Annotated in this window: 15 protein-coding genes and 2 pseudogenes; 12 read left to right on the forward strand and 5 right to left on the reverse strand. The window is 52.5% G+C overall.

All coding sequences use genetic code 11. The features are described 5' to 3' along the window. Positions 1-647: 647 nt before the first annotated feature. On the reverse strand, positions 648-1,877 hold the full coding sequence (locus tag Q5Y71_RS07385; protein ID WP_306041248.1) for an NAD(P)/FAD-dependent oxidoreductase: 1,230 nt from the start codon (positions 1,875-1,877) through the stop codon (positions 648-650). A 1,543-nt stretch (positions 1,878-3,420) separates the two neighbouring features. Here Q5Y71_RS07385 and Q5Y71_RS07390 point away from each other — a divergent pair. The 6 genes from Q5Y71_RS07390 to Q5Y71_RS07415 all read left to right on the forward strand — a co-directional run bounded on the left by Q5Y71_RS07390 (position 3,421) and on the right by Q5Y71_RS07415 (position 8,608). Continuing rightward, a complete protein-coding gene (locus Q5Y71_RS07390) occupies positions 3,421-3,654 on the forward strand; it encodes a DUF2789 family protein (protein WP_301414800.1) in 234 nt (77 codons plus the stop codon). Positions 3,655-3,754: 100 nt separating this feature from the next. Further along, the gene (gene lpxL, locus Q5Y71_RS07395; protein ID WP_306041251.1) at positions 3,755-4,720 is read left to right on the forward strand and encodes an LpxL/LpxP family Kdo(2)-lipid IV(A) lauroyl/palmitoleoyl acyltransferase; all 966 of its coding nucleotides are present in this window, start codon (positions 3,755-3,757) and stop codon (positions 4,718-4,720) included. An 86-nt stretch (positions 4,721-4,806) separates the two neighbouring features. Then, on the forward strand, positions 4,807-5,682 hold the full coding sequence (gene dapA / locus Q5Y71_RS07400; protein ID WP_306041252.1) for a 4-hydroxy-tetrahydrodipicolinate synthase: 876 nt from the start codon (positions 4,807-4,809) through the stop codon (positions 5,680-5,682). Between the two features lie 35 nt (positions 5,683-5,717). Continuing rightward, complete coding sequence (gene bamC / locus Q5Y71_RS07405) at positions 5,718-6,908, forward strand: outer membrane protein assembly factor BamC (RefSeq protein WP_306041253.1); 1,191 nt, start codon at positions 5,718-5,720, stop codon at positions 6,906-6,908. Beyond that, positions 6,909-7,682, forward strand: a complete 774-nt coding sequence (locus Q5Y71_RS07410) for an MBL fold metallo-hydrolase (protein WP_306041255.1) — start codon at positions 6,909-6,911, stop codon at positions 7,680-7,682. A 104-nt stretch (positions 7,683-7,786) separates the two neighbouring features. Continuing rightward, positions 7,787-8,608 (forward strand): sulfite exporter TauE/SafE family protein, encoded by an 822-nt coding sequence (locus Q5Y71_RS07415; protein ID WP_306041257.1) that lies wholly within the window; start codon positions 7,787-7,789, stop codon positions 8,606-8,608. Positions 8,609-8,855: 247 nt separating this feature from the next. Here Q5Y71_RS07415 and Q5Y71_RS07420 read toward each other — a convergent pair whose 3' ends face one another. Further along, positions 8,856-10,385: a peptide MFS transporter gene (locus Q5Y71_RS07420; protein ID WP_306041259.1), complete on the reverse strand. Its 1,530-nt coding sequence runs from the start codon at positions 10,383-10,385 to the stop codon at positions 8,856-8,858. Between the two features lie 384 nt (positions 10,386-10,769). Between Q5Y71_RS07420 and Q5Y71_RS07425 the strand changes: the two genes are divergently transcribed. The 3 genes from Q5Y71_RS07425 (at position 10,770) to Q5Y71_RS07435 (ending at position 16,078) form a co-directional block, all read left to right on the forward strand. Then, positions 10,770-11,696: a tetratricopeptide repeat protein gene (locus Q5Y71_RS07425; RefSeq protein WP_306041261.1), complete on the forward strand. Its 927-nt coding sequence runs from the start codon at positions 10,770-10,772 to the stop codon at positions 11,694-11,696. After that, positions 11,620-11,940, forward strand: a complete 321-nt coding sequence (locus tag Q5Y71_RS07430; RefSeq protein WP_306041262.1) for a hypothetical protein — start codon at positions 11,620-11,622, stop codon at positions 11,938-11,940. Before Q5Y71_RS07425 ends, Q5Y71_RS07430 begins: the two co-directional genes overlap by 77 nt. A 1,108-nt stretch (positions 11,941-13,048) precedes the next feature. After that, positions 13,049-16,078: a TonB-dependent receptor domain-containing protein gene (locus Q5Y71_RS07435; RefSeq protein ID WP_306041265.1), complete on the forward strand. Its 3,030-nt coding sequence runs from the start codon at positions 13,049-13,051 to the stop codon at positions 16,076-16,078. Between the two features lie 94 nt (positions 16,079-16,172). Here Q5Y71_RS07435 and Q5Y71_RS07440 read toward each other — a convergent pair whose 3' ends face one another. From Q5Y71_RS07440 to Q5Y71_RS17535, 3 genes and pseudogenes are all read right to left on the reverse strand, one after another. Next, complete coding sequence (locus tag Q5Y71_RS07440; RefSeq protein WP_306041312.1) at positions 16,173-16,313, reverse strand: hypothetical protein; 141 nt, start codon at positions 16,311-16,313, stop codon at positions 16,173-16,175. A 212-nt stretch (positions 16,314-16,525) separates the two neighbouring features. After that, positions 16,526-16,840, reverse strand: a pseudogene (locus Q5Y71_RS17530) (IS3 family transposase); the annotation flags it as partial. Between the two features lie 57 nt (positions 16,841-16,897). Beyond that, a pseudogene (locus Q5Y71_RS17535) lies at positions 16,898-17,071 on the reverse strand (IS3 family transposase); the annotation flags it as partial. Here Q5Y71_RS17535 and Q5Y71_RS07450 point away from each other — a divergent pair. The 3 genes from Q5Y71_RS07450 to Q5Y71_RS07460 all read left to right on the forward strand — a co-directional run bounded on the left by Q5Y71_RS07450 (position 17,071) and on the right by Q5Y71_RS07460 (position 19,591). Beyond that, a complete protein-coding gene (locus Q5Y71_RS07450) occupies positions 17,071-17,469 on the forward strand; it encodes a hypothetical protein (protein WP_306041267.1) in 399 nt (132 codons plus the stop codon). The pseudogene Q5Y71_RS17535 and the gene Q5Y71_RS07450 sit on opposite strands and share 1 nt — an antisense overlap. Then, a complete protein-coding gene (locus tag Q5Y71_RS07455; protein WP_306041269.1) occupies positions 17,435-17,836 on the forward strand; it encodes a hypothetical protein in 402 nt (133 codons plus the stop codon). Before Q5Y71_RS07450 ends, Q5Y71_RS07455 begins: the two co-directional genes overlap by 35 nt. 420 nt (positions 17,837-18,256) lie before the next feature. After that, positions 18,257-19,591: a hypothetical protein gene (locus Q5Y71_RS07460; RefSeq protein ID WP_306041271.1), complete on the forward strand. Its 1,335-nt coding sequence runs from the start codon at positions 18,257-18,259 to the stop codon at positions 19,589-19,591. The last annotated feature ends 60 nt before the right edge of the window (positions 19,592-19,651 follow it).

A 19,651-nucleotide genomic window follows, 5' to 3' on the forward strand; every position in this document is an offset into this window, starting at 1 on the left:
ATTTTCCTGCGCCGTATTATTTGTCAATGATCAATATTTATTTACTACTCTGATTTCAACTCAGTTCTTCTATAATGGGTATTGCTCGGGTCATCAGTCAGGGGTTGAGAGCTGGATTCGATATCATCATATTTAGGCTTTAACCCTTTTATTACTGCTTAACGACAGCGTTCCTGCTGGTTGAAAAAATGCAGGAATTAGAGCACTTTTGCGCTTGCATTACCGAAGAATAACCCCACAAGATAAAACTCTGTATTTCTAAAGATTCGATTATCACGGTTTTCAGGCACAGTGGGAAGAAAAAAATGCATTCAGAGTGCCTCTTATTAATTCGGCAGTTATGTAGTGATGGTATATTAAGCCAAAGCTCTATTTTACGCTTGCTTTCATGCATCACTATATAACTGCTGGGTGAATAAGTGTGTTTTATATCGGTGATTGTAACCCGCTTAGCCTATCATATTATTCTCTTAGTGTGGTGGCAGCTAACGCAACCACATACACTGTGGCTTATGCAAACCGCAGTTAGCGCTCATTCCTGCCTTGACAAAATGGTACACGAGGGGCTTGAATATCCAGATATTTTAAGATGAATGGATACTGCTTGTGCAACTTATTGATTTGTAATATTTTAAAGTCAGGCCTTACTAGTTGTCCAATAAATTCTTCAACGTAATATCCTTGTTCGCTAATTGCTCCGCATCCAGGGGTTTACCTTGGAGAATAAGTCGCTTGCCGAGCATAAACTCCTGAGGGCTGTTCACCGTGTCCACAGCCAGCAATTTACCCTCCTGAAGATAAAATGCAGAAAAGCTCCGGCTGCCCTTTATATCTCCACGTATCACCACATCAGTATAGCCATGTGAAAGGCCGGCGATCTGTAATTTCAGATTATATTGATCAGACCAAAACCAGGGTAGGGCGGCGTAGGGTTTTAGTTTGCCACATAATGTGTTGGCAACCACCGAAGCCTGGTCTTGAGCATTTTGTACGGATTCCAAACGTAATTGTCGTTGATAAATAAGGTTGTAGTGTGAGGTGCAGTCGCCTGCTGCTAAAATATTGGCGTCGTTAGTGCGTGCGTACTCATCAACCTTTATACCGTTATCAATATGCAGACCAGCCTCGGCTGCTAATTCGGTGTTGGGGATTATGCCAATGCCAATAATCACTATATCCGCTGGATATTCAGTGCCACTTTGACCTTTCACCGATACCACTGACTTTTTACCGGTTATGGCTTTGGCCTGTTCATTGGCTACAATCTGAACACCTTCTTCACGGTGTGTTCGAATAAAAAAGTCCGCGACCTGGGGGGCGCTGATCCGCTGTAGAATACTCGGAAGAGCTTCAAGTACGGTTACCTGCATGCCTCGCTTTCGCAATGCAGCCGCAGTCTCCAGCCCAATGTAACCTCCGCCAATTATTACAGCTCGTTTATCACTGCCAGTAAACGGCTTAATTTGCTGGGCGTTACTCAGATTGCGTAAATAAAATACCCCTTTTAAGTTGACGCCGGGGATATCGAGTTTGCGCACCCGTGCACCAGTGGTAAATACCAGTTTGTCATAATTGAGACTAGTGCCATCATTGAGAATCAGTTGTTTGTTGCCTCGATCAATGGAAGTTGCTGTCACACCCAAGGAGATACTGATATTACTTTTACGATAGACCTCAGGTGAGCGGATATAAATCTGTTCAAGGCTTTTTTTCCCGACAAGGTATTCTTTGGAGAGTGGTGGTCGGTGGTAGGGCAGATAATACTCATTGGAAATCACTGATATGGAACCAGCCCACCCCCTTTGGCGCAACATAGGGGCGAGTTGTGCTGCGGCATGACTTCCACCAATAATAATACACCTGTGCTTTGCGTCCATTGTTGTCGGGTTTCCTGTTGATAAAACAGTGTAACGAAGGGCGGCTCCGGCTTTATTGTATCCGGTATGTCATCTTTATAATAAAAACCGATACGTCGATTTTATTTGATTTTGCCGGCGAATCCTTATTATTCGCGATATCCCCTTGTTTTATTCTTCCAGATAGACTCACCCTGCTGATTCACTTCCCGATGCAAACTCCAAGGGGTGAATGTTATGTTGAGTACGGTATTACCCCGTGCCAATCCTCGTATTTTGATTTGCTGAGTCAGGCCCAGGATGTTGCTTCAACCAAATCTCTTTTCGATACGCTCTCGTACTTTCAGACCGGCACTGTACCCTACATTTCGATCGGTTCGTTTGCGGTTGGCCAAACCACCGCAGCACTGGTTTTATTGTGCTTTAAGTGTAAGCGCAGATTTTTGTTTCACTGCCCTTTGATTGCTTGGTGTTACGGACTTGTGGATCCGTTTTGGATTTATGAAGATCATTCCGGTGTTTCTCCCCATGACAATCGACCTTTTGGGCGCATCCTCTACCGATTGAATTCGAATTTTTTTATTTTGGACCAAAAGCTTGTCTGCTGAGCCTGAATCGTAATGCCAATGACATTGCGATGGTCTTCACAGAACAGGTTGTGTTTACGGGCTTTGGAAGCAATGTTAACAAGCAGTGCAGATTGTGTCTTGCTCCAACAGGAAGCGGGGTTTAAAGCCGGTTCGTGAAAGTACTCTTGTGCATGAATGGAAAGCCACCCTGCCTGTCCTCACTTCACTTTGGCGTGTGACTACTTGGCAGGCTGCGCTGATCCGAAAATTATGTACGCACAAACACCTGTGTTGCAGGTACTGACGGAGTGTGACCAGTTGGTAAGGGCCTGCCCCATTCTGAGCATTATGGGCATGCCAGCCTGGGCAACTAGTGGCAACGGGCGTAGCATCCGGGAGACGTCTGTCTCCAGTAGCGAAGGGCCGTTGCCCTGGCCAATGGCAATCGTTTCTGTGGCTGCTCCGACCAGGAAATCGGCTTCTGGAATGTGCGCGCGGTTGCTGACACATGCAATTCTCTTCTGCAAGGCATTGATTCTGAGCATTCTGTTAGCCTATTACCTAACTGCAAGGGATCTGGAAAACCTGGGTCTGGTGAAAAAAGTGTCATCCGTGACCTGACTGGCTGTGAACCCCATTGGCAGATACTGCTTCATCTCCGGTTAAAATGTGATCGATATACTAGAAGTCCAAAGCTCCTTGACCGGCGAAGCGCAGAGTGTGAAAAAGTAAAACGCTATTCAACGCCTAGTCATGCAGGGGTTTCAGAGGGAGATGAACATGACTGCGGGGATACCTCGAGTATCCCATCATAGAACCGTTGCGTGACACTATCGCCCGTGTCGAGTGCAACTGAACGAGTAACTGCTAACCTCAATGGATTTATACACCCGTTGAAGCCCAATCCGGCACCGTAAATCGATTGCGGGGCTATCTATAATGGGGACTGTCACCTTAAGCTGGGGGCAGTCACGTAGCATGCGATGGGAGGTATTATGGAAACTACCGGACACCACACCCTCAATGACCTTTTTGCGCAGTTGGGGTTGGCTTCAGATGATGCAGCGATTGACGAGTTTCTGATCGCTCACTACCTACACCGGCACGAGAAATTGGCGGCGGCCCCCTTTTGGACCCAAGGGCAGCGGGAATTTCTCGAGGAAGCCATCAGAGACGATTCCGACTGGTGTGTCGCTGTTGATGAATTGGATTCCCTGTTGCGCCACTGAAGCGTCCCAGTGCCGGAGCGGGCTCTTTTTCATAGGTTATACTACGCCAAATCCAACCAATCAAACCGGCGCCTGGGTGCCGGGCCTTTAGCGATATCCAATGGAAAAACCGCGTTTTCGAGCTGCCCTGCTGCGTCCCCGTTACTGGTTGACTTGGCTGCTGTTTGTACTTTGGTTCCTGGTGGCGCAGCTGCCCTATCGCTGGCAGTTGCATATGGGCCGCGGCATCGGCCGGGCAATGCTGAGATTTGCACCCAACCGCCGCACCATTGCTGAGCGCAATCTCGCACTGTGTTTCCCTGAGCTCAGCCAGGCCCAGCGCATGCATCTTCTGCACCGCAATTTTGAATCCAGCGGTATTGCCCTGATGGAAACCGGTATGGCGTGGTTCCGTTCGGCGCGATGGCTGCGCAGGCGCGTTGCTATTGAGGGCCTGGAGTCCCTGCAGGCTCTACAGGCAGAGGGGAGGGGAGTGCTGCTGATGGCCATGCATTTCACCACCCTGGAACTGGGAGCGGCCTTGATGGGCATGAGTATCACGCTGGATGGGATGTACCGGCCGCACAAAAACCCCGTTTATGACTATATGCAGCGCAAAGGGCGAGAGCGCCACACCGCCGATGGCTGTGTCTATCAGCGCAAGGATGTGCGCGGGGTATTGCGCGCCCTGCAGCGGGGGCGTGCGGTCTGGTATGCTCCGGATCAAGACTACGGGATCAAACAGGGGGTTTTCGCCCCGTTTTTTGGTGTCCCCGCGGCTACAGTCACCGGTACATCGCGGTTTGCCCGGGTTGGGCGGGCCGAGGTGGTACCCTATATGGTGATCCGCCTCGACGATGGTGGCGGGTATCGCCTGAAAGTTTACCCGCCCCTTGATCAGGTCCCCTCGGGAGACGAGCAGCGGGATGCGGTGCTGGTCAATCAGTTTATCGAGGCGCGTATCCGGGAAGCCCCCGAACAGTACATGTGGGTGCACCGCCGCTTCAAGACCCGACCGGAAGGTGCGGCCAATATTTATGAAGGTGTGCGTAAAAAGAAAAAGAAGCGCAGGCGCGTGGCCACCTAGTCGCACTGGCATAGATCCCGCGCCCTCAGTAACATACGGGTTCGATTCCGCTGTTTCAGGGCGCGCACAAAAATGAAGGAGTGAGGATGTTTACCGGCAGTATGGTGGCCTTGGCCACTCCAATGTATGCAGACGGAAGCCTGGACTGGGAAAGTTTGCGCAGCCTGGTTGAGTGGCATATCGAGCAGGGCACCCGCGCGCTGGTTGCCGTTGGCACCACGGGGGAATCCGCCACTCTCGATGTGCATGAGCACGTGGAGATGATCCGGCGTGTTGTGGATCAGGTGGCGGGGCGCATCCCGGTGATTGCGGGGACAGGTGCCAACTCCACCACGGAGGCTGTCGACCTCACGGAAAACGCCGCCCGATGTGGCGCTGACGCCTGTCTGTTGGTGACGCCTTACTACAATAAACCGAGCCAGGAGGGGCTGTACCAGCACTACCTGGCCATCGCCAGAGCGGTGGCAATCCCGCAGATCCTCTACAATGTGCCCGCCCGCACGGCTGTCGACATGCTGCCTGACACAGTGAAGCGCCTGGCGACCATCGATAATATTGTCGGCATCAAGGAAGCGACTGGTGATTTGACGCGCGCCAGGGAGTTATTGGATATCCTGCCGGAGGGGTTTGCCGTGTACTCCGGTGATGACAGTACCGCTTTGGAGCTGATGTTGATGGGGGGACACGGCGATATCAGCGTGACTGCCAATGTAGCGCCCGCTGCGGTTGCCCAGATGTGCGAGACCGCCCTGGCTGGCGATGCTGCCACTGCGCAGGCCATTGATCAGCGCATCCAAATATTGCACAAAGTGCTGTTTTTGGAGTCCAACCCGATACCGGTGAAATGGGCGCTGCGGGAAATGGGGCGTATAGACGGGGGAATTCGTCTGCCACTGACCAGCCTTTCTCCCCAGCACCATGCTACAGTGCGCGAAGCCCTGCGCAGTGCCGGCATACTCTGAACCCGCGAATTGAGAACGAATCAGGATAAGCTTTCATGAACAAATTGACCGTTGCAGCCGCGCTCTGTATTTCCAGCCTTACCCTGGCCGGCTGCGGTGTATTCGGCAACGATGGCTATTTCCGTGACCGCAGCAACGACTATCAGCAGGCCGATAGCCTGCCGCCACTGCAGATGCCCGATGGCATCACTGCCAAGCACCAGGAAGAACTCTACGAGATTCCCCAGATTGCCGGAGACGAACTGGCAGAGGGGGATTTTGAAGTGCCCAGGCCCCAGGCCCTTTCCATCAACGCGAGCCTGGACAGGGTTAAAATTCAAAAGTTGGGCAGTAACCGCTGGGTGCTGGTGTCCCAGCCGCCGGAGGAAGTCTGGCCGCAACTGCACTACTTCCTGCGCACTTCGGGTCTGCGTGTGGAAATGTCTGATGCCAGTGCCGGTATTTTGGAAACCGCCTGGATGACGTTCAATGAAAGCCCTGACACCAAGGACAAGTACCGGCTGCAGATTGAAACCGGCGTACAGCCGGATACCACGGAAATCCATGTGCGCCACCTGTCCACGCCAGCGGAAGCACCGGTGGGTGGCACGGTGAACTGGCCTCAGCGCTCCTCGAGTCCCGAGCGTGAAGGCTGGATGATTGACGAGATGTCCACTGCCCTGGCGACTGATACTTCCGGTGCCTCAGCCTCTTTGGTGGCCCAGGCCATCGGTGGCGATACGGTCAAGGTGCGGCTGCGTGAACCGGTTGGTCTCGAGCCCTATATCTCTATGGGACTGGAGATGGAGCGGGCCTGGGCGACAGTGGCCCATGCGGTCAATGCAGGCGCCTATCGCCTGCACCGCGAAGATTCCGATATCGGGCTCTTTTACGTGACCTACGATGAGGACCGAGAGCTGGCCAACAGTGAGGAAGAGGGCGGAGGCTGGTTCTTCTGGAACAGCGGAGATAAAGAAGACAAACTGGCGGACAGTGCAGATCAGGTGACTCTGCAACAGATCCTCGCCGGTATCGATCCGGATGCAGAGGTTGAATCTCCTTTATTCAGGGAAATTAAGGGACTGGGTGTGGGGGCGAGCCCTGATGAGGCATATCCCGGTTATCTGGTTGTTATACGGGGCAATGACGACGAGATTGAAGTGCGCATTCGCGATACACGCGGTCAGCCCCTGTCCAGGGCCAAGGCTTCCCAACTGTTGCTTTCTATCCAGCAGAACCTGATTTAAATGGGCCTGCGCTTCGCTTCCCTGGGGAGCGGCAGCAGGGGCAACGGCACCTTGGTCGCCAGTGGCGGCCACTGTCTGTTGGTGGATTGTGGTTTCACCATTAAGGAAACCAAGCGCCGTATGGCGCGGCTGGGCATATCCCCATCAGATCTCTGCGCAATACTGGTCACCCACGAGCACAGCGATCATTTGTCTGGCGTAGCGCCGCTTGCGCGCAAGTACGGACTGCCGGTTTTCCTGACCGCCGGAACTCTCCGCGCCCGCAGTATCGGCAGGTTGCCTCAGGTGCACCTGATTGAAGGGCACCAGCCGTTTACGGTTGCCGATATTCAGGTTACCCCAGTGGCTGTACCCCATGATGCCCGTGAGGCTGCGCAGTTTGTTTTTCGCAGTTGCGGCTGCAGTCTCGGGCTATTGACCGACCTGGGCACCGTGACCCCCCATGTGGAGAGGCATTTTGGTGACTGCGATGCACTGGTTCTGGAGACTAATCACGACCCCAAGATGCTGGTCCAGGGCCCCTATCCCCCCCGCTTGAAACAGCGCGTCGGTGGTGCCTATGGGCATCTGAGCAACCAGCAGGCTGCCGGCTTTCTGCAGAGGGTGGGCCATCAGCAGCTCCAGCACCTGGTGCTTGCACATATCAGTGAGAAAAATAATCGATTGGCACTTGTCCAAGAGGCGCTGGCAGACGCTGTTGCTGGTGCGGGGAACTGCCTCTTTGCCTGTCAGGAGGCAGGTTTTGGCTGGCTTGCTGTTGAGAGTCGTGGTTAACTCCCCCGCCTCCTGAATCAATGGTCATTTTGTGCCCCACTAAGCAGCAGCTCTTTGGCTCTGAACGGGTTTGTTTATCGTTGTAAATTGAGAGGGGGAAGAGTATGGAAACACTCTTTGTTTACTTTCTCGTGGGGGCTGTGGCGGGCACCATCGCCGGCCTGTTCGGGGTTGGTGGTGGGCTGATCATAGTTCCGGCACTGGTACTGGTTTTTACCGCCATGGGTATTTCCCCGGACATCCTCACCCACATGGCGGTGGGCACTTCACTGGCGACGATTGTGGTCACCTCAATCAGCTCGGTGCGCACGCACCATCAGAAGGCCGCCGTGGATTGGCGGGTTTTTGGGGTAATGACGCCCGGAATACTCCTGGGCTCCTGGGTAGGGGGCATGACAGCAGAACGCCTTTCCGGAGCCTGGTTACAACTGCTTATTGGTGTTTTTGCTATCTTGATGGCCGTCCGTATGTGGCTGAGTGGTCTGCGCCATGGCGGTGTTTCAGAGGGCTCTGGTAGATTGCCCGGCCCTCCTGTACTGATGACTGCGGGCGGGGTTATCGGCTGGGTCTCGGCAATATTTGGTATTGGTGGCGGTGCGCTGACGGTGCCCTTCCTATCCCGCTGCCAGGTAAACATGCAGCGTGCCATCGCCACTTCCGCTGCCTGTGGCCTGCCCATTGCGGTTGCCGGTGCGCTGAGCTTTTCGGTGCAGGGCTGGAACAATACGCTGTTGCCGAGGTGGAGCAGTGGCTATATTTACTGGCCCGCTTTTTTCGGTATCGTGCTGGCCAGCACTTTTTTCGCCCGCTTTGGCGCCATACTGGCCCACCGCCTCCCCGCACGATTGTTAAAACACTGCTTTGCGGCGTTGTTGTGCGTGATCGGATTTCGCTTTATGTGGCTGAACATTGGCCGTTTCTTATAGGGAAGAACAGGTGGACTGTCTGTCATTGGCCGTCTGCACCCACCCTGCACGATAGGTGAAGATCCCATCGCCACTGTGGTTGGGGGAATGGGGTTTTATACCTAAAGAGTCATGGTGTGCGGATGTACTCTGTTGATGAAATGTCCGAGAAGAACCTTCTGGGTGATTAAAAAAAGCCGCTGCTGCAGGCAGCGGCCTGTCTTATTTTCACTCCAGACCCGCAGTAAGGTTCAGTGGGGCCGTCTCCTTACACCGTTCTGGCGGTGGCTTCAGCGGGTGCTATTTGAGACTCCTCCCCAAGACTCTCCCAGTGTTTTGACTTCAGGCTGATCAGCGCGAGGATAATGCCGATGCCGATAGTGAACAGGCTGATCTGCAGGTAAAGATTTGGCATTTCAGAGATATTGTTCGGATCGAAGTGTCCCGCCAACAGGCCTGAGAAGATGTTGCCGATGGAATAGGTCAGTACGAATACGCCCATCATCTGGCCGGCGAAGCGGCGAGGGGACAGTTTGCTGACGGCACTCAGGGCCACCGGGCTCAGGCACAGCTCGCCAACGGTGTGCAGGAAGTAAGTGGTAACCAACCAGTATGGCGCTACTTTCAGACCCTCGGCGGCATATTGGGCGGCAAAGAACATCACCAAGAAACCGCTGGCCATAATGATCAGGCCGATGGCACATTTCAGGTTGTAGGAGGGGGTCATCATGCGCTTGCCCAGGTTGATCCACAGCGCAGCAAAGAAAGGGGACAAGGTGATGATGAACAGTGAGTTGAGATTTTGAAACCAGGTCGCCGGTATCTCAAAGGCACCGATCAGGCGGTCGGTATAATCGCGGGCGAACAAGTTGAGAGAGGATCCGGCCTGCTCGAAACCCGACCAGAAAAAGGTGGAGGCTACACAGATTAGGAACAGGGCCCACAACTTCCTTTTTTCTGACCCGCTCAGCTTGCCACGGAAATAGATGAAGCCGAAATAGGCGAGGAAAGTCAGGGTAAAGGCCACAGCTACGTACTGGGCAGCTGTGACCGGATCGATGGTGATGACGCCCTGCATAGTCAAGCCGGTGATCAGTGCAACAGCAACTAAAGCGGCACCGATGATGCGCCAGGCCAGCCTGGTTTTATCCGCTGGCATGGGGTTTTCCGGTTTTAAGCTGGCATCACCCAGGTTGCCGATGGTCCTGCGGTACTGAATCAGGCCGATGGCCATACCGACCGCCGCGGCACCGAATCCCCAGTGCCAGCCGATATTCTCACCGAAGTATCCACAAATGGTGGAACCGAGCACGGAGCCGATGTTGATGCCCATATAGTAGAGGGCGTAACCACTGTCGCGACGCACATCTTCGGGTTGATAGAGGTGGCCCACCAGGGCGCTGATATTGGGTTTGAGCAGTCCGGTCCCGGATGCAACCAGGATCAGGCCCAGAAAAAAAGTGTTGTCACTGGGGATCGCCAGCACGATATGGCCACACATGATAATGATGCCGCCATACCATATAGTGCGCTGCCCACCGAGCAGGCGGTCTGCGATCCAACCGCCGGGCAGGCCGAGAAAGTAGACCGCACCAGTGTAAAGGCCGTAGATGGCGGCTGCAGCGGCAACGGTGAAGGCAAGGCCCTCTTCCTGAAGGCTGGCGGTCATAAACAGTACGAGTAGGGCACGCATACCGTAATAGCTCATCCGCTCCCACATTTCGGTGAAGAACAGCGTGGAAAGCCCTTTCGGGTGACCAAAGAAGCCACCGCTAGTCTGGTGTGTATTCGACGACATAAGCTGAAGTTCCAGTTGTTATAGCTTTACTCAAGCATACCTTGGCCTGCCAAGATGCTCACGGATTCAGGGGCATATGAACGATTTCGGTCCATTGGCCTGGCAATCCAACCAGACCCTGGAAAATGATTCCACTTTCCCGTTGTAATTGACGATGGAGGTCTCGGCCACGCAGCAGTTTCCTTTACCATACCTTCTCGGGTTGGCCCGCTCTGCAGTGGTGCTGGCAGCCCGGCCTACAAGGCAGCTTGCGAAGTGTAACAGTTGCGAGTGCAGCAGGCGACTCGTTACAACTGCAACCAAACCGGTCATCGCATTGCTATTCACAAGCGGTCGGAAAAATGCTAAGCGCCCAAGTAGGGTGCTCCGACCAGGGAAACCACAATGAGAAAGGCCCTGGTACTTTTGATCCTCATAATGCTTATGGGCATTTTAGGGGCCTGCGCTGGCCAGTCATTTACGGAAAAACCGGCAGAAGTTGCGGTGGAACACTTGCTGTCTGGTGCTGCGATCTTTGGCCGGCCCGTGCACGCCGCTGAATTACCTCGAGACCCGGTGATGACACTAACAGCGGAGATGCGCCGGTTTCTCGCAGATATTGCTCTGGGTGCATCGCCACAGAAACGCTTGACATCGCTGATCAAAGCGTTTGAAACGCAGAAGTTCCATGTTGAATATGATCAAACCACAACGCTGACTGCCGCGCAGACTTTTCATAATCGGCGTGGTAACTGCCTGTCATTTACCCTGATGATAGTGGCGATGGCGCGGGAGCTGGGTGTCGAGGCCTCCTTTAACCAGGTCTCGGTTCCCCCGGTCTGGAGTCACGAGGAGGCCCAGACTTTTGTGGTCTACCGCCACGTCAATATGGTTTCGGAAGGTCCCCGTGGCCGCCGCGTGATAGACTTCAATCTGGCCGCTTATGATCCCGCCTACCGCCAGCGCAGGTTGGAAGACACCAGTGCGTTCTCATTGTATTACAGCAACCGCGGGGTTGAGCTTATGCGTGCGGGCAAGGGCGAGAAAGCCTTTTTGTATCTGCGCAAGGCTCTGGAACTGCGCCCCAGAAAAAGTGATCTGTGGGCCAACCTGGGGGCGTTTTACAGCCATTTTGGCCATTACTCTGAGGCGGAACAGAGTTATCGTCAGGCCCTGTATTTCAATAATATCCATCTGGTGGCCATGAGCGATTTAGCGCGCTTGTACCGTTTCAGTGGTCGTGAAAGACTGGCCGATGCCTATGCAGCGCGCGCGCCACCATCGGGAGCGAAACCCCTACTACCTGTATTACCAGACACGCGACGCCTATGAGCAGGGAAAATACACGCGGGCTGAGAAGCGTTTGCGCCGCGCTATTTGGCATCATGATGACCACCGTTTCCATTTCCTGCTGGGGCTGACAAGATTTCAGCTGGGGCATATGGCCGCATCCCGCAAGAGCTTTAAGGAGGCCTTTTCCCTGGTGGGTAGCCCATATGCAGCCAGTGCTTATAAACGCAAATTAGACTTGCTGCTGGATGGTTTTGTCCAGACCAAACCTGCCACCTCTCCCTAATGGTTGTGCATCCTGATGCTGTCGGACAATTCCACTTATGGGATTCAACTGGCTATAAATACCATTTACTAGATATAAAGGGAGTTAGGCTGTAAAGAATTACAACCAGTCAAACTGATATGCCCCTTCTTACCAGAAGCTCACATACTGGATTTAGCTAGGATCGTAACAAATGGGAACCTTTATTGTCACTCTATGGCCTTTCAGGTATTGCGAATGAGGCTTCATAATCTAAAAACCCGCTGGGTGGAAGATACGGCTTACCACTGGAAAAATGTTTGAAAGTCCGCCATAGCTGCACACAGTCTGCTATTCCTAAAGGGGTAGCTCTTTAACTCTGACAGGTATTACAATCAAAATGTTTGCGTTATGGCTGCTGCTGAGACATTGTGTCGCTGAAGCCATGCTGAAAGGCTCTTTAGTAACTGTTCAAGCAGCGGGGGCTGACTGGACACTGAAGAACAGGTTTGCTCAGCGTATCCTTGCGCGCTGGCCGATTGCAGCGCTCGACACCGGCGTTCTGCTGCTGTGGTCCACCCGATACATAATACACAGGTATTTGGGTGTTGGAGGTAAGGTGCAATTGCAGGCTGTTACTGTTTGCCTGGAGAGTGCAAGCGCTGGCTATAGAATTAGAATTGGCCAAGTGCTGCGGAATTAACCCTGATCGGACCTGTATTGGTGCATGAATGGTTATGAAGTGTGGCGATACCAGCCACGAGTTGAGTACTTTGCGGATGATGGAGCGATACTATCTGAAGTAGGGGTAGTGCGGAAATGATGGGTTAGACACACTGGCTGAGACGCTGAGGATGGCATACTGAGTATATAGTGGGTTTGACAATAACATCCTAACATGACTAAAATGCCGTAGTAAAAAAGCTTAATAAAGAAAAATGCCTCATTTGATTACAAAAATAGGAATTTGCCTTAATAAATTGTTTAGTATTGTGACTTTTTACTTGTCAATGTCTAAATCCAGAATCAGCACTATCTGGAGTGGGTGAGTAACCTGTCGAGAATGCCATTGCGACTTTTTTAAAAAATTGAGGTATTTTTTACTCTAGCCGTCATGGAAGGTGTTGGGAGGAGTCAGGTTACTTTGGGGGTGACCGCTTCCGATTATCGCCTTTCATGGCAAAAGACTATAAATCCAACGATTAAGAGAGGATTAACAATGAAAAAGAACCTTTTGTCTGTAGCTGTAAAGGGGGCTTTGGGCTTCAGCGCAGCTGCGATTATGGTTCCGGCTATGCCTGCTTTCGCTCAGCAAGATGCGGAAATGGTAGAAGAAATTGTCGTTACTGGCTCTCGAATACAACGTGATGCAAACGAAGTAAGCGTTAGCCCGGTAACTTCTGTAAATGCGGAAGATTTTAAAGCGACTGGCGTTGTTCGAGTGGAAGACCTAATCAATGACTTGCCACAAGTAGCTGCCACCCAGACTGCAGGTCAAGCTAATGGGGCCACTGGTACAGCCACCGTGGATCTGCGCGACCTTGGTTCAGAGCGCACTCTGGTGCTGATTGACGGCCGCCGTATGCCAGCAGGTTCTCCGATTTCTGGCGGTAGCTCCGCTGACTTGAACCAGATTCCTGGCGCTCTGGTAGAGAGAGTAGAAGTACTCACAGGTGGTGCATCTGCCGCGTATGGATCTGATGCGATCGCTGGTGTTGTGAACTTCGTAATGATGGATGACTTCGAAGGCGTACGCTTCGAAACCCAGACCAGTGTTTACCAACACAATAATGATAATAGCCGCATGCAGAATCTAGTCACATCCTCTGGCTATGATGTGGCGGATGGCAACCAAACAGATGGAAAAATCAACGACTTCTCTATGATTATGGGTGCCAACCTGGATGACGGCCGTGGCAACGTCACTGCTTACGCCAACTATCGTAAAATCGATGCTGTTCTCCAGTCTGACCGCGACTATAGTGGTTGCGCTCTCGGTATCAGCATACCTGACCCGGATACCGTCACTGGCATCCCAACTTCTGACGACCTGAGAGATGAATGCGGGGGCTCTGGCACTCTGCCCAGCGGGCGATTTACTCTGTTTGATGGTGTGAACGACTACACTGTTTCCGGCAATGAGTTTGTGCCTTGGGATGAGCAACTCTACAATTACGGCCCATTAAACTACTTCCAACGCCCAGATGAGCGCTGGACCATGGGCGTATTCGGTCACTATGACATCAGCGAAAATGTCACTGCTTACACTCAGCTATCTTACGCTGATGATCGCACCGTTGCGCAGATTGCACCATCTGGTAACTTCTACGAAACTAGCAGTATCAATTGTGACAATCCGCTTCTGTCCGATCAACAACGCGATTTAATCTGTACGAGTGCCGGGCTGGGCCCAGAAGACGACGCCCCCTATTTTATTGGTCGGCGTAACGTAGAGGGTGGTCCACGGCAGGATGACCTCCGCCACACCACCTTCCGTGGTGTATTTGGCTTGCGTGGCGATATCAATGAGACCTGGTCTTACGATGCTTACGCTCAATACGCCGAAGTGAGTATGGAGGAAACCTACCTCAATGATATGTCCAACACCAATATCCGCCGCGCCCTGGACGTGGTCACCGATCCGGACACTGGAGACGCCGTGTGTCAATCGGTTCTCGACGGTACCGATCCGAACTGCGTGCCCTGGAACATCTTCCAAGAGGGCGGCGTCACTCAGGAAGCGCTTGACTATCTAATATTGCCACTGTTCGCACGCGGCACTACTGAGCAGGAAATCTATTCTGCATACGCAACTGGTAACTTAGGTGACTACGGAGTGAAACTGCCGACTGCCGATAGTGGCGTCGCAGTGGTTATAGGAGCTGAAACTCGCCGTGAAGCTCTGACCTTCAATCCCGATAGTGGCTTCCAATCGGGCGATGGGGCCGGTCAAGGTGGCTCAACTCTGCCGGTAAGTGGCTCCCTCAGTGTTAAGGAGTTTTTCACAGAAGCCAATATCCCAGTACTGAGTGGTTTGCCTGGTGCTGAGTATGCAGGCCTTGAAATTGCCTACCGCTATTCCGATTACGATACTGGCGTCACTACCGATACCTACAAGTTCGGCCTCGACTGGCAGCCAATTTCCGATGTCAGGGTCCGTGCCAGCTTCCAATCTGCTGTTCGTCACGCCAACATTCGTGAGCTTTTTACCGGTCAAGGCCTCGCTCTGTTTGACATGAACGTCGACCCTTGTGGTGGGCCATCACCTAAGGTTACATTAGAGCAATGCGCCCGGACGGGGGTAACCGCAGATCAGTACGGTAACATCCCGAACTCACCAGCCAATCAGTACAATTATCGGCAGGGTGGTAACCCGGACTTGGCTCCCGAAGAGTCCGAAACCATTTCTGCTGGCATTGTCTTTACGCCAAGCTTCATTGACGGTCTAAATGTGAGTCTGGATTACTTCAATATCGATGTAACTGACGCTATTGCTTTTGTAGATCCACAAACTTTACTCAACCAGTGCTTAAGCACTGGTGATCCAACCTTGTGTGGTAAAATTAATCGCGACTCGAATGGTAGCCTATGGCTTCCAGACAGCTATATAGAGTCTATTAATACCAACATTGGCTTCTTTGAAACGGCCGGTTTTGATATTAATGCCAGCTATGGCTTTGATCTCGCCTCTATGGGGTTTGTAAACCTAAACTACATTGCTACTTATTTAACCAAGTGGGACCAACAAGAGATCCCAGGCGCTGAAGTAGAGGACTGTGTGGGTCAATGGGGCGGCTCCTGTGGAACTCCCACCCCGGAATTCGTCAGCACTTTGAGAGCTACTTGGGCTACTCCGGTTGGGGTTGACGTGACTGCTGCCTGGCGTCACTTTAGTGATGTAAATGACACCAATACCGTTGGTGTTGAGGATGCTAATGGTGTAATTCACACCGTTGATGTCAACCAGGACTTCGATGCAATCAATTACTTAGACCTGTCTGCTTCCTGGGCAGCTACAGAGAGCGTAGTGATTCGTGGAGGTATCAATAATATTACTGGTGAAGAGCCTCCACTGACCGCAAACGCAGGGGCAGGAATTTTTGGAAATGGTAATACATTCGCAGGCATCTACGATGCTTTGGGTCGTTATGCCTTCCTGGGCTTAACCGTAGATTTTTAACTCTTTTGCCATATTGGCCATATGAATAAGCGCGTCACTTTTGCCGCGCTTATTCACATTTTCTTTATTGACATTAACAGAAAATACCCTATGGCTATTTCAAAAGCCCTTTCCAGGGGCCTGCCCTGTGGATGACCTCCGCTTTGAATAAGCCATTGATGGTTTCTGCCAGTGCGTTGTCATAGGAGTTGCCAATGCTGCCGACATTGTTTCCTGACAGAGAAATCTTCTGCAAACTGGCTACCCGTTTGGTACCGACGTAGAGTCTTGAAGTGCTGCTCCCGACACAGACAAATAACGGGGTAAGGGGAAGTTGTGTCCAACGCAGCCTAAATCGAACAAAATCTGTTCGAAGAGGATAAATTGCCAGCAAAAGTCAGCAGTTCCAGCACCACTCAGGCCGAAAGCATAAAATGCTGCGGTGTGAAGCTGGCCGTGCAAAATCTGGGCTAGCTCATCCGGGATAGTCGCAATGCAGCGTTTGCCTCTTCGGACGCCTTCCAGCTGTAGCACCTTCATCAACCGTTCAACTGTGCATCGGGCGACCTTTACATCCTCTCGGTTAAGCTGCTTCCAGATCTTGCGAGCACCATAGACGTGAAGGTTTTCTTCGAAGACCCGCTGGATCTCAGATTTCAGCTCATCGTCACGTTGAGCGCGCACACAGCGTTGCTCTGGATTGGCCTGTAGATGCTTGTAGCGGTAGAAGGTCGACGGTGTAATCGGCAGAACCTCACAGATTGACTCGACACCGTGCGCCTCACGCTCCAGTTCTTTGAGACGGGCTGCGTCACTGCTGGTGGTGCCGGGCTTAGTACCATTGTCGACTTCCATCTTGTTGACCCATGATCGTAGGGTCTCGGGTGTGCAGCCGATCTTGGAAGCGATAGATGTAATCGCTGCCCAGCGTGATTGATGCTCGTGCTCGCCGGTCAACACCATGCGAACTGCGCGTTCCCGTACTTCGGGGGAGTATCCAGGTCGTTTGCTCATTGGTTAATTCTCTCAAGAAAGTTAGCCTCCGAGAAACCCGGGGGGATTCACAGTACGCACAAAGAGAGGACAGCCTTCTCAGGGAGCGCCATGCGCTGTGGGTTGCGGACCGTGCCTATGTGGACATGCCCTTCTGGGACAGCCAGTATCGACGCCTCCGACAGACCGTCATTACCCGCCTGAAAGACAACCTGATCATCGAAGAGAGAAAGGCTCTGGACTTTGAACAGGACATAATCAACGAAGGGGTGCTATCGGACGAGGAAGTGACGCTCTCAGGTGCGTTGGTGACTGATTCAATACCAGACACCGGATGGACACAGCTTCGAGTTTCTCACCAACGAAATGGAGCTGGCGCCCGGTATGGTGGCGTTTCTATACTTGCGCCGCTGGGATGAGGAAAAATGCTTCGACACCTGGAAGAACGATTTTGCAAGCAGTAAGGCATGGAGCAAGAGCATAACCGGATTGACGGCTCAGGCCTGGGCGGCGATCATGACATCGCTATTGTTGCTGATGTTCGTGCACCGGCGTCAGGACAGCTGGCAGATGGGTGATGAAAAAAGCCTCAAGAAGCAGTCCGATCGCATTGACCAGAAATACATCAAAGAGGGGCAGCGTATTCTATGGTACGCGTTCTTCTATCGCGCGACATCGAAAGTCAGCCGACAGATGATTCGATTTTTAAAAAACTGTTTTTGCAAGATAGCCTCTGACAGGCTTTATGAGAGGCAGCTAAGACCAATGCTGCAAGCATACCTATGAATATGGCCGGACACCGTTGCTTTGATAGATATCCTCATGCTGCTCTTTCTTTTCCTGTTCTTATGGCAATCAATCGGCTATACACCGTGATACTGCTGTCCCAGTATCGATAGATCGCAGTACGAGTCTGTTATTGCTGTGATCAAACCAGTTGTCGGGTAAAAGCCAAGCAGATTAGCGAATCCAAACTGTGAATTTTGGGGCGATTCTATTGCCACCAACTGTTAGGATGGCACATTAGTCTGCCACATAGACGGAGTGTACATTGTGACCCAGTTAACAACTGGACTACCCCTTTGGCTTTGGTGCCTGCCGGGATTTTTTATACTGTTCCTAGCCCGGGGTCCTGCTCACAGAGTTATCTACGCGCTGGTACGTTTCTGCTCCCGCATTTTGAGGCATGCTGCCAATGCACTGGACGTGACGGAAAAGCGCCTGGTTCAACGCAACCGGGAGATAGGCTTTGTGGTCGCAAGAGAGGACACAGAGCGCCGGATCGAAAGGGAATTTCAACTTATCACGGGCACCATACAGCGTGAGTTGGCGCAGTATCCAGCATTGCATCGCCGGCTTGTGGAACAAATGAACGCTGTCGATGAGGATTATGCAAGCAGTGCAGAAGTGCCTCCACAGCCCTCCAATTGGCAGCGGGCTGTGCGCTCGGTAGCGGAAATTCCCCTGCAGGACGACGCTGTGGTAGCGGATGTACTGGACACGATTCACTATTCCATGCGCAGGGCGGAATCCAGGGCGCTCGAGTCCTATCGGGAGTCCACCCGTGTGCGCCACCAGTTGTTGAGGCGGATGTTGCCCAAATGGCGGGCTATGCTGACGGTGCTTGAGCGTATCAACAAGAATGTGGAATCCGTGATTCTGAGGGCCAAGACGCTCGATCGTCTTATGCTGAAGTACGAGGAAATTCTGCAAAAGAATGATCGCAGCCTGCGTATGCTTTCGGCCTCGTCTTTTACCCGTTTTTTGATTGCCGCCTTCGCTGTCGCTGTGGCTGCGGGCGGTATACTGGTAAATTTCCAACTCATTGTCCGTCCTGTCACCGAGGTACTCGGAGGTACTGCTTTTCTCGGCGAGTATGCCACGGCGGAAATTTTTGCCTTTGTGATGATTTTCATACAAGTCAGCCTTGGCCTTATGGTGATGGAGTGTCTGCAGGTGACGCGGCTGTTTCCCACCCTTGGCTACTTAGCAGACAGGATACGTAAACGCCTGCTTTGGGCCGCTCTGCTTTTGTTGTTTCTGTTTGCAGGCGTAGAGGCGAGCCTGGCCTTTTCCAGGGAACTGTTGGTGCAGCGGGACCCGCTGTTGACGGGGGTTGTTGGGCAGAGCGCATCAGCCTCGGCAGATTCGGGCTTACCCTGGGCACTCACCCTGGCGCAGATGGGGCTCGGTTTTCTCCTGCCATTGATTTTGGCCTTCACGGCAGTTCCCCTGGAGCAATGTATTGTGTCAGGGCGCATGGTCTTTGGGATGTTTCTGGTATTTCTGTTGCGGGTGTTGTCGCAGTGTGTACGCTTGCTTGCCAAAGTCTCACTGCAGGTCGGTATTTTGTGCAACCGGGTCTACGATCTGGTCATTTTTCCGCTTCTGTGGTTGCAGACTTTTTATTTGCGCCGGCGTTGGGAAAAGCGGGCCGCTGCCCTTGGTGCAAAAACTGTGGCAGATCGAATCGGGGAATACAAAGACAGCTCCTCTGCGCAGTCTGCCAGCAAGGCACAGCCTGTGGCAAAAGAAGTATAAGTTGTGTGATGGGAAAACAGCGTCTTCGAAGCCTGTTTTCCTGCATCTCCACATCGTGAA

It is taken from the genome of Microbulbifer sp. 2205BS26-8 (genome assembly GCF_030731025.1).
GTDB lineage: Bacteria > Pseudomonadota > Gammaproteobacteria > Pseudomonadales > Cellvibrionaceae > Microbulbifer > Microbulbifer spongiae.

Excerpts from the sequence above, each read along its gene's own strand:
- Q5Y71_RS07385 (WP_306041248.1), bottom strand. The coding sequence starts at position 1,877 with ATGGACGCAAAGCACAGGTGTATTATTATTGGTGGAAGTCATGCCGCA.
- Q5Y71_RS07390 (WP_301414800.1), top strand. The coding sequence starts at position 3,421 with ATGGAAACTACCGGACACCACACCCTCAATGACCTTTTTGCGCAGTTG.
- lpxL (WP_306041251.1), top strand. The coding sequence starts at position 3,755 with ATGGAAAAACCGCGTTTTCGAGCTGCCCTGCTGCGTCCCCGTTACTGG.
- dapA (WP_306041252.1), top strand. The coding sequence starts at position 4,807 with ATGTTTACCGGCAGTATGGTGGCCTTGGCCACTCCAATGTATGCAGAC.
- bamC (WP_306041253.1), top strand. The coding sequence starts at position 5,718 with ATGAACAAATTGACCGTTGCAGCCGCGCTCTGTATTTCCAGCCTTACC.
- Q5Y71_RS07410 (WP_306041255.1), top strand. The coding sequence starts at position 6,909 with ATGGGCCTGCGCTTCGCTTCCCTGGGGAGCGGCAGCAGGGGCAACGGC.
- Q5Y71_RS07415 (WP_306041257.1), top strand. The coding sequence starts at position 7,787 with ATGGAAACACTCTTTGTTTACTTTCTCGTGGGGGCTGTGGCGGGCACC.
- Q5Y71_RS07420 (WP_306041259.1), bottom strand. The coding sequence starts at position 10,385 with ATGTCGTCGAATACACACCAGACTAGCGGTGGCTTCTTTGGTCACCCG.
- Q5Y71_RS07425 (WP_306041261.1), top strand. The coding sequence starts at position 10,770 with ATGAGAAAGGCCCTGGTACTTTTGATCCTCATAATGCTTATGGGCATT.
- Q5Y71_RS07430 (WP_306041262.1), top strand. The coding sequence starts at position 11,620 with ATGCCTATGCAGCGCGCGCGCCACCATCGGGAGCGAAACCCCTACTAC.
- Q5Y71_RS07455 (WP_306041269.1), top strand. The coding sequence starts at position 17,435 with ATGGTGGCGTTTCTATACTTGCGCCGCTGGGATGAGGAAAAATGCTTC.